This is a genomic window from Bacillus sp. AM 13(2015) (genome assembly GCF_001518755.1).
GTDB lineage: Bacteria > Bacillota > Bacilli > Bacillales > Bacillaceae > Bacillus > Bacillus safensis.
This window is the reverse complement of sequence record NZ_LKCP01000021.1, coordinates 1-9,511: the sequence shown is the minus strand read 5'-3', so window position 1 is coordinate 9,511 and position 9,511 is coordinate 1. Positions and strand designations below refer to the sequence as shown.

The window sequence follows — 9,511 nt, the reverse complement described above, 5'->3', positions numbered from 1 at the left end:
CGTTCACCATCTTGCACCGCCTCCCTTCGGATATTGTGTCTCCTGAAGGTGGTTTTTATGTCAGATGGAACGGAGAAACGATACAAATTTGCACAAAAAACCGTTAGCTTTTTTTCGCTAACGGCTCTACGATTCCTTTTTGTATCAACAGATGGAAAATGGACAAAATGACAGCCATCCAAATGGCCGTTCCGAATCCATCAATGTTAAAGCTATCTCCCATAAAGCTTGATGTCATCATGAGTGTAATGGCATTGATGACAAATAAGAACAATCCTAGAGAAAGGACGGTCACTGGAAGCGTTAAAATGATCAAAAACGGCTTCACTAAAATATTGAGCAAGGACAAAATGATACTTGCCACAATGGCTGCGCCAAACCCTTCAATATACACGCTCCCGAGCCCAGGCAGAATGCCTGAATCAAAATATCCAGCAATGACGATTAAAAGTAATGCATTTACTAAAATACTGACGATCCATCTAAGCATTTATTTAGTGCCTTCTTCCGGAACAACAAAATACCAGATGAAGTAGATCAGAAAGATCGGCATAAATGCTGTCAAAAATCCGATGATGACGGTTAAAATACGAAGCAGCGATGCATCAACACTTAAATATTCCGCAAGTCCACCAACAACACCCGCTATTTTTTTATCTGTTGCTGAACGATAAAGCTTCTTCATGTAGAATCACTCCTTGTCTGATTGGTGCTTTACTTGTATTGAGCCTGTTTTTGTTTCTGCAAAAATGGATATACTGTGCGCCGCTTGTTGATTGGCTTTGATCATTTTCTCTTTTTGTAATGTTTCATTTTTTTCTTTAATCATCTCTGCATCAAGTAAATCATGAGAGATAGACCCGAGATTGCTTTTCAGCTCAGCGGTCACTGCACATGCGCGCGGGATCTGAACGTCCACACTGCCTGTTGTCGTTTTCGCATAGATGGAACGGCACTTTTCATCTGACAGCTGAACCGCAATATTTCCGTTAAAGCTCTGGGCATCAATTGATTCACTTTTCCCGCGCAGGTCTATGAGCCCATTGATGGTTTCTACTTCAATCATACCACACTCGTGATCTGCCAGTTTGATTTGTCCGTTTGCTGTTTCAATTCCGACTTTTTCTGCCTGTAACGAGGCAAAAGAGACAACACCGTTTGTGGTTTTCGCAGCAAGTTCTTTTGTCTTTAGCTTTTCCCCGCGAATCGGCCCATTAAACAGCTTGACCTTGATCTTATCATATTGGATACGCGGTACGTATAAAGTAACATTGACTTTCATTGTCTTCTTTTCGGTTCGAATAAAAAATTTATCTCCTTCAAGCCCGCAGTCCAATTGATTGAGAAATTGCTGTCTTGCCTGCTCTCCATCCTCTGCACGGTAGATTTTCGCATGACACTCTGCTCGAATATCTCGATCGTCCCAAGGCATCACGTTGAGGCTGCCATTCGCTAATTGAATATCTAAATGAGAGAGCGATGCGTCTTTGAACTGAAAAATATGCTCAACATCAACGGACTGTCCAAAGTTCAAATCAAGATCCACGTCTTTTACCTTTTTCACCGCAGTATCTAACCATCCAAACAGCTTTGCCCCAAGATTTTCGGTGCCGTTTCCTTTACTCTCTGCTCCAGCTTTTTCTTCATGAAAGGTGTGATCATCCGTAGACTTTTCTAATGAGATGGACTGACCTTCTTCTAATTTTTCTAACAGCGTAATTGCTTCTTTTGCTGATAATACCCCGTCTTCTACTAATTTTAAAATTCGTTCTTTTTCATTCATACAAAGCCCTCCTAAGATTTGATGGATTGAAGTACTTTAATACCTTGAATGATATTCCAAATGACAGAGATCAAAAAGCCAATGGCTACTAAAAAAGACAAGATGAACACCGTCATGACTGGAATGAGCGAGTCGCCTGCCTGTGTCGCCAATAAAAACGGGATAGACCCAAAAACCAATAGAATGCACGCTGCGACCGGCAAAAGATGTGACCATAATGCCCGCATCGCATGCCGTTTCGTTTCCTTTTGGTCTACTACAAAAACCGCCACGATCGGTACGATAAACGGCATAAAAAAATACACTAAAATAACAAATAGAAGCAATAATCGACTGATCTCTATTCATATATATTCGCTCCTTCATAACGAAAATTCCTTTCTAACTCATACGTTTATTGCGTATAAAAAGTTTCAAAATCATTCGATTTACATATGACCTTAGACACAAATTATTTCTTTTTGCACCTAAGAGTAGATTCTTCACAGATTACCCTTTAAAATATGTTGAAAAGATGGTGATTATCATTATAGGGGGTAATTATTTTGACAGATCATCATAATTCAAACCACACGGCTCAAACGCTTTTAGACCTTATACAGAAACAGAAAAGCATGAACAGCGATATGATCAAGGAGCTTGAGACCATTCATCCGTCTCATCCAAAGTATGGTGATATCCGTTATTTAAAGGTACTGCTCGACAGCAGCAGCACGCATATTTTAAAGGATTTAACGCACCTCAGTAATTTAATGCCGAAGGAAGATGTGCAATAAAAGAAAAACCCCTCTTATCGAGGGGTTTTCTTTATGAAGAAGTCACACTTTCTGTTTCTTTAACCAGCTGTTTCATACGCTTAAGGTCACGCTCTAAAATAGGCTTCAAGTATTGGCCTGTGTAAGATGCTTCTTCTTTTGCAATGTCCTCAGGAGTGCCAGAGGCAATGATCGTTCCGCCGCCTGCACCGCCTTCTGGTCCTAGATCAACGAGGTAATCAGCAGCCTTGATAATGTCAAGGTTGTGCTCAATGACCAGCACCGTATCACCGTTCTCAACCAAACGCTGAAGCACTTTTAATAAACGGGCAATATCATCCACATGCAGACCTGTTGTCGGCTCGTCCAAAATATAAAGAGACCTTCCGTTTGAACGGCGGTGAAGCTCAGATGCCAATTTCACGCGCTGCGCCTCTCCTCCGGACAATGTCGTTGCAGGCTGTCCAAGTGTAATGTATCCAAGCCCCACATCATAAATCGTTTGAAGCTTCCGCTTAATTTTCGGGATATTCTCGAAAAATTGGAGTGCGTCCTCCACCGTCATTTCCAGCACATCAGCAATGTTCTTCCCTTTATATGTGACCTCAAGAGTTTCACGGTTATAACGTTTCCCGTGACACACTTCACAAGGTACATACACATCTGGCAAAAAGTGCATTTCAATTTTAATGATGCCATCCCCGCGGCACGCCTCACAGCGCCCGCCTTTGACGTTAAAACTGAATCTGCCTTTTTTATAACCTCTTACCTTTGCTTCGTTGGTTTGTGCAAACACATCCCGCACATCATCAAAGACACCTGTATACGTGGCAGGGTTCGATCTCGGTGTACGGCCAATTGGAGATTGATCAATATCAATGACCTTATCCAAATGATCCATTCCTTTGATTTCTTTGTGCTGACCTGGCTTCGCCTTCGCTCTGTGCAACTTTTGTGAAAGTGATTTTAATAGAATTTCATTCACAAGCGTACTTTTCCCTGAGCCGGATACTCCGGTCACAGCTGTAAAGACGCCAAGAGGAAACTTCGCATTCACGTTTTTCAGGTTGTTTTCTTTTGCACCTTTTATCTCAATATAGCGGCCGTCAGGCTTTCTTCTCTCAATTGGCAGCGGAATAAATTTCTCACCAGATAAATATTGCCCTGTTAATGATTTCGGGTCCTTCATGACTTCTTCTGGCGTTCCAGCTGAAATCACTTCTCCTCCATGAACTCCTGCTCCAGGTCCAATATCTATTAAATAATCAGCGGCTAGCATGGTATCTTCATCATGCTCGACGACAATTAGTGTGTTCCCGATGTCACGCATGTTTTTCAACGTCCCGATCAACCGGTCATTATCGCGCTGATGCAGACCAATGGATGGTTCATCTAATATATAAAGAACACCTGTCAACCTTGACCCGATTTGAGTCGCCAGGCGAATCCGCTGCGCTTCTCCACCTGATAGTGTGCCAGCTGACCGGCTCAAATTCAGATAATCTAATCCCACATTATTTAAGAAAGACAAGCGCTCTTTGATTTCACGCAAAATGAGCTGGGCAATCTGCAAATCTTTCTCAGACAACTCGATTTTTTCATAGAAATCAAGGGCATCAGAGACAGACAAATCGGTGATTTCTCCGATATGCTTGCCATTGATGAGAACCGCCAGCGTTTCTTTTTTTAGACGATATCCTTTACATGTCGGACATGGCTGATTCGCCATATATTTTTCCATTTGCTCACGAATATAATCAGAGCTGGTTTCTTTATAGCGTCGTTCAATATTACGAAGAACACCTTCAAACTCAATTTCATTTTCACGTACCTGTCCAAAATCATTTTCATATTTAAAATAAATCCGTTCAGATCCGCTTCCATATAAAATTTTATCAAATAAATGCGATGGGATATCTTTCACTGGAATGTCCATGTCGATGCCATAATGTGTACATACGGCCTCAAGAAGCTGAGGATAGTATTGCGAGCTTTGCGGCTCCCATGGTGCAATGGCATGCTGACGTAAAGTCAGATCCTTATTAGGAATGACAAGCTCAGGGTCGACTTCTAGTTTGGAACCGAGCCCATCACAGCTCGGGCAGGCACCAAAAGGACTATTAAATGAAAACATTCTCGGCTCAAGCTCACCAATAGAGAACCCGCAATGCGGACAAGCATGATGTTCGCTGAATAACAGCTCTTCTTGTCCAATCACATCAATCATCACTCGGCCTTCGCCCAGCCGCAGCGCGGTTTCAAGTGAGTCAGACAGACGAGCAGCCACGCCTTCCTTCACCACAATTCGATCAATGACTACTTCAATGGAATGCTTCTTGTTCTTTTCAAGCTCGATATCTTCTGAAAGGTCTTCCATCTCTCCATCGACTCTCACTCGCACATAGCCCTGCTTCCGAATTTGATCAAGTACTTTCACATGTGTTCCTTTGCGGCCGGAAACAACTGGGGCAAGCACTTGTAATTTCGTTCTTTCAGGATACTCTAAAATACGATCTGTCATCTGCTCAATCGTTTGTGACGTAATTTCAATCCCATGTATAGGACAAATCGGTTTTCCGACTCGAGCATACAAGAGACGCAAATAATCATAAATCTCAGTGACAGTACCAACTGTTGATCTAGGGTTTCGGCTCGTCGTTTTCTGGTCAATACTAATCGCCGGAGAAAGACCTTCAATGGCATCTACATCCGGTTTATCCATTTGCCCAAGAAATTGGCGTGCATACGCTGAAAGAGATTCAACGTACCTGCGCTGACCTTCTGCATAAATGGTATCAAAAGCAAGCGACGATTTTCCTGAACCAGATAACCCCGTAATGACCACTAGTTGGTCACGCGGGATATTCACATCAATATTTTTAAGGTTGTGGGCTCTAGCACCTTTCACCTCTATTCGTTCCATAGCCATCAGGCAATCATCCTTCCGCTTTTAGCTCTAGCAATAGATCTCTTAATTCTGCTGCTTTTTCAAAATCAAGCGCTTTTGCTGCATCTTTCATTTCCATCTCGACTTTTTCGATCACTTTTTCTCTTTCTTTTTTGCTCATTTTCGAAAGCTTTGGTGCTGCTTTTGTTTCGTATTCTTCCGAATCCTCATGTATCTTTGTTGCCTTAATAACATCTCGAATTTTCTTATGGATCGTTTGTGGGGTAATCCCAAATTTCTCGTTATATGCTTCTTGCTGTTCTCGTCTTCGCTTCGTTTCTTGAATCGCAATGTCCATCGATTTCGTCATATTGTCTGCATACATAATGACCCGACCTTCTGCATTTCTCGCTGCACGGCCAATCGTCTGGATGAGGGATCTTTCAGAGCGCAAAAAGCCTTCTTTATCCGCATCTAAAATGGCCACGAGCGACACCTCTGGAATATCCAGTCCTTCACGAAGAAGGTTGATTCCAACAAGCACATCATATTTACCGAGACGCAAATCACGGATAATCTCAATCCGCTCAAGGGTCTTAATTTCTGAATGCAGGTAATTTACCTTGATTCCGATTTCTTTTAAGTAATCAGTAAGATCCTCAGACATTTTCTTCGTCAATGTGGTCACGAGCACACGCTCATTTTTCTCAATTCGTGCATGAATTTCTCCAATTAAGTCATCAATTTGTCCTTCAATTGGGCGCACTTCAATAATTGGATCAAGTAATCCTGTTGGACGGATAATTTGTTCCACAACCTCAGGCGTTTTCTCAAGCTCGTATGGACCAGGCGTTGCTGATACATGCACGATATGATTGATATGCTTTTCAAACTCATCAAAGGTGAGCGGTCTGTTATCAAGTGCTGATGGCAGGCGGAATCCGTGATCAACCAACACTTGCTTTCTCGCTTGGTCCCCGTTGTACATGGCACGGATTTGCGGAATCGTCACATGCGATTCATCGACAACAATCATAAAATCATCTGGGAAATAATCAAGCAGTGTGTACGGTGTTGAACCAGGAGGACGCAAGGTCAGATGTCTTGAATAATTCTCGATTCCTGAACAAAAGCCCATCTCTCTCATCATCTCAAGGTCATATCTTGTCCGCTGCTCAAGGCGCTGCGCTTCAAGCAATTTTCCATTTTCGCGAAGCTTTTCAAGCTGTTCTTCTAGCTCTTGTTCAATATTGATAATGGCTTTTTCCATTTTTTCTTCTCTTGTGACGAAGTGAGATGCTGGGAAAATGGCCACATGATCACGATCACCAAGTATTTCTCCAGTCAACGCATCCACTTCACGAATACGTTCAATTTCATCACCGAAAAACTCCACTCTGATACAATGCTCATCTCGTGAAGCAGGAAAAATCTCAACGACATCTCCTCTGACTCGGAAGGTTCCGCGCTGAAAATCTATATCATTACGAGAATACTGAATATCCACCAGCTTACGAAGGAGCTGATTGCGTTCAATCTCCATTTCAGTGCGCAATGACAGCACAAGCTCTCTGTATTCCTCTGGCGAACCTAAGCCATAAATACAGGACACACTGGCAATGATGATGACATCCCTTCTCTCAAATAACGAGGACGTGGCCGAGTGTCTCAGCTTATCAATCTCATCATTGATACTGGCATCCTTCTCAATAAATGTATCGGTCTGAGGTACATATGCCTCTGGCTGATAATAATCATAGTAACTCACAAAATATTCAACAGCATTATTCGGGAAAAATTCCTTGAATTCGCTGTATAACTGACCGGCAAGTGTCTTATTATGCGCAATGACAAGCGTCGGTTTGTTCACTTCTTTGATCAGGTTGGAGACAGTAAAGGTCTTTCCCGTACCTGTAGCACCTAACAGCGTTTGATGCTGTTTCCCCTGATGGATCCCCTCAACAAGCTTTTCAATCGCCTTTGGCTGATCTCCTTGGGGCTGATAGTTAGAAACTAATTCAAAGCGGTCACTCACATCAAAGCCTCCGTTTCGTTACGAAAATCTATCTAATGAATATATTATCATAAAAGAACACAAAAATACGAACTAAAGTTCGGCTCTCACTTGATTTTTATTTCCAATACAGTCATACCCTCTCTCCCTTGGCAAATAACCAGAAAACCTTCCTTTCAGTATGGAACATTTTGGAGTGAGATATTCGATGAGCAGAAAAAGAAAGCTGCGCTTACTAGAAATCGTAAGCACAGCTCTTGTTTAAAACATGTCAGTTTTCAGCATTGAGATAACATCATTGATGTTTTTCAGCTTTTTCTCTCTTTTCGATTTCTTTTTTAGCCATAAACAAAGCCCCAGCTACTAAAGAAATAATATCTAATCCCACAATAAAGTAGGTTTCTGTATAGCCTTTCATATACGAAGCAAATAAAAGCGCTGCTGTTAACGCAATGCCTACGTAATGATTATAAGTAACCTTTGAAAATAAAATAACGAGCAGGAAAGGAAAAACTAGTGCAAATATGGCTTTTGTAATCACAAAAACCCTCCCTCTTCATGGTCTACTTCCTTGATTATAGTAAAGATTGGCATATTGAACAATTCACAGTTTTCAATTTTGCCTTTTTTCTTCATGTTCGGAGACTTTTGTTTTAGAAATAGAAGAAAATTAGTGAGATTGTCCCCTTTATAAAGATAGGTCTTTCCGTCTTTGACAATAACATCCAATCAATCCTATGATTAAAATGATAGTGCGCACTATCATTTTAAATAATAGAGACACATACAAACCATTGGCTATTTGGATAAGGGGGCATTCCCATGTATTCAGTTTTATTTCATGCGGCTGAAGAATCCGCATCACTCGCAGGGGCAAAAGGCCTAAATTTAATCAAATTAAACAATCACGGTCTGCCAGTCCCAGATGGATTTATTATTAAAACCAACAGCTTTGAAAGCTTTCTTTCATATCACAATCTGCAGCCAGCAGAACAAAATCTTTCTCAAAAAATCAAAGAAGCATCGTTTCCTTCACAAATGGAAGCAGAGCTGCTTTCGTCCTTTCAATCATTGCGGAAGACTTATCCCTCAGTTGCAGTCCGCTCCTCTGCTGTTGCTGAAGATCTCGAAGGGGCCTCATTTGCAGGACAGTACGAGACCTATTTAAATATCAAATCAAATGAAGAATTTTTACTAGCTGTCAAAGAATGCTGGTCTTCTTATTTTGCAGCGAGAGTCACAGACTATAAGGAAGAGATGAATGAAAACGAGGAAGAGATGCCGCTTATGGCCGTTGTCGTTCAAGGATTGATCCATTCTGACGTGTCCGGTGTCATCTTTAGTGAGAATCCCATATCGGGAAAAACAAATGAAATGATGCTGACCGCAAGCTACGGCTTGGGAGAAGCAATTGTCTCCGGTCTTGTGACACCGGACACGTTTATTGTAAATAAAGAGAACTTTTTGATTGAAAAAACACTTGGGGCGAAAGAGCTGCAAATTGTTCCTTTCCAAGAGGGTGTCATCGAGGAGCCAGTAGCGGAGGAAATGGCTGGCCAGTTTTGCCTGAACGATGATCAATTGAAAGAAATCGCACAAATCACAAAACAAGTAGAAGAACTTTACGGACATGGAGTCGATATCGAATTTGGTATAGCAAATGGGTCGTTTTATTTACTTCAAGCAAGGCCGATTACCACAGCTCTCTCAAAATCAGCAAATGAAACAGCAGGTGCTTCTTTTCTCATGCAGCCAGAAGAGCTGCAAGATTTCTGGATTTCAATGGACGATCATATGCCTGGTCCAACAAGCCCTCTTTTCTCAAGCCTGATCATACCAGCCTTAAAAAGCGGGATGAAGAAAAATGGAGAAAAGTATCAAGTACCTGATATGAACATCAAAGATATTAAGCTTTACAGGGGACACCTATACTCTGCACCGGAAATGTCTCAAGTGGGAGAGACAGCTGCACCCGTTTTTAATGAAAGTATGTTTGAGTTATTTCCACATCTAAGTGAACGGATGTATAAGATTCTTGAAGAAAACTTCTTTCCATTTTACGAAAAACTCGA

General features: G+C 41.6%; 8 protein-coding genes and 1 pseudogene. 2 read left to right on the top strand and 7 right to left on the bottom strand.

What is annotated here, in order from left to right; all coding sequences use genetic code 11:
* Positions 1 to 103: 103 nt before the first annotated feature.
* From AOQ70_RS02330 to AOQ70_RS02315, 4 genes and pseudogenes are all read right to left on the bottom strand, one after another.
* The gene (locus tag AOQ70_RS02330) at positions 104 to 490 is read right to left on the bottom strand and encodes a phage holin family protein (protein WP_024423577.1); all 387 of its coding nucleotides are present in this window, start codon (positions 488 to 490) and stop codon (positions 104 to 106) included.
* Complete coding sequence (locus tag AOQ70_RS02325) at positions 491 to 685, bottom strand: PspC domain-containing protein (RefSeq protein WP_024423578.1); 195 nt, start codon at positions 683 to 685, stop codon at positions 491 to 493.
* 6 nt (positions 686 to 691) lie between these two features.
* A complete protein-coding gene (locus tag AOQ70_RS02320; RefSeq protein ID WP_059374733.1) occupies positions 692 to 1,783 on the bottom strand; it encodes a DUF4097 family beta strand repeat-containing protein in 1,092 nt (363 codons plus the stop codon).
* An 11-nt stretch (positions 1,784 to 1,794) separates the two neighbouring features.
* Positions 1,795 to 2,131 (bottom strand): annotated as a pseudogene (locus tag AOQ70_RS02315) (hypothetical protein).
* A 197-nt stretch (positions 2,132 to 2,328) separates the two neighbouring features.
* Between AOQ70_RS02315 and AOQ70_RS02310 the strand changes: the two are divergent.
* Positions 2,329 to 2,559 (top strand): hypothetical protein, encoded by a 231-nt coding sequence (locus tag AOQ70_RS02310; RefSeq protein WP_034281058.1) that lies wholly within the window; start codon positions 2,329 to 2,331, stop codon positions 2,557 to 2,559.
* A gap of 31 nt (positions 2,560 to 2,590) precedes the next feature.
* On the opposite strand, the gene uvrA is transcribed toward AOQ70_RS02310, so the two are convergent.
* From uvrA to AOQ70_RS02295, 3 genes are all read right to left on the bottom strand, one after another.
* A complete protein-coding gene (gene uvrA, locus AOQ70_RS02305; protein WP_059374731.1) occupies positions 2,591 to 5,467 on the bottom strand; it encodes an excinuclease ABC subunit UvrA in 2,877 nt (958 codons plus the stop codon).
* A gap of 7 nt (positions 5,468 to 5,474) precedes the next feature.
* Complete coding sequence (gene uvrB / locus AOQ70_RS02300) at positions 5,475 to 7,460, bottom strand: excinuclease ABC subunit UvrB (RefSeq protein WP_039181713.1); 1,986 nt, start codon at positions 7,458 to 7,460, stop codon at positions 5,475 to 5,477.
* Positions 7,461 to 7,734: 274 nt separating this feature from the next.
* Complete coding sequence (locus AOQ70_RS02295; RefSeq protein ID WP_025093987.1) at positions 7,735 to 7,980, bottom strand: CsbA family protein; 246 nt, start codon at positions 7,978 to 7,980, stop codon at positions 7,735 to 7,737.
* A gap of 281 nt (positions 7,981 to 8,261) precedes the next feature.
* Between AOQ70_RS02295 and AOQ70_RS02285 the strand changes: the two genes are divergently transcribed.
* Positions 8,262 to 9,511, top strand: a 1,250-nt coding sequence (locus tag AOQ70_RS02285; protein WP_197414592.1) for a PEP/pyruvate-binding domain-containing protein, incomplete at its 3' end; no start/stop codon positions are given.

What these genes read in the sequence shown, in the direction of transcription:
- AOQ70_RS02330 (WP_024423577.1), bottom strand. Translation starts at nt 490, where the DNA reads ATGCTTAGATGGATCGTCAGTATTTTAGTAAATGCATTACTTTTAATC.
- AOQ70_RS02325 (WP_024423578.1), bottom strand. Translation starts at nt 685, where the DNA reads ATGAAGAAGCTTTATCGTTCAGCAACAGATAAAAAAATAGCGGGTGTT.
- uvrA (WP_059374731.1), bottom strand. Translation starts at nt 5,467, where the DNA reads ATGGCTATGGAACGAATAGAGGTGAAAGGTGCTAGAGCCCACAACCTT.
- AOQ70_RS02320 (WP_059374733.1), bottom strand. Translation starts at nt 1,783, where the DNA reads ATGAATGAAAAAGAACGAATTTTAAAATTAGTAGAAGACGGGGTATTA.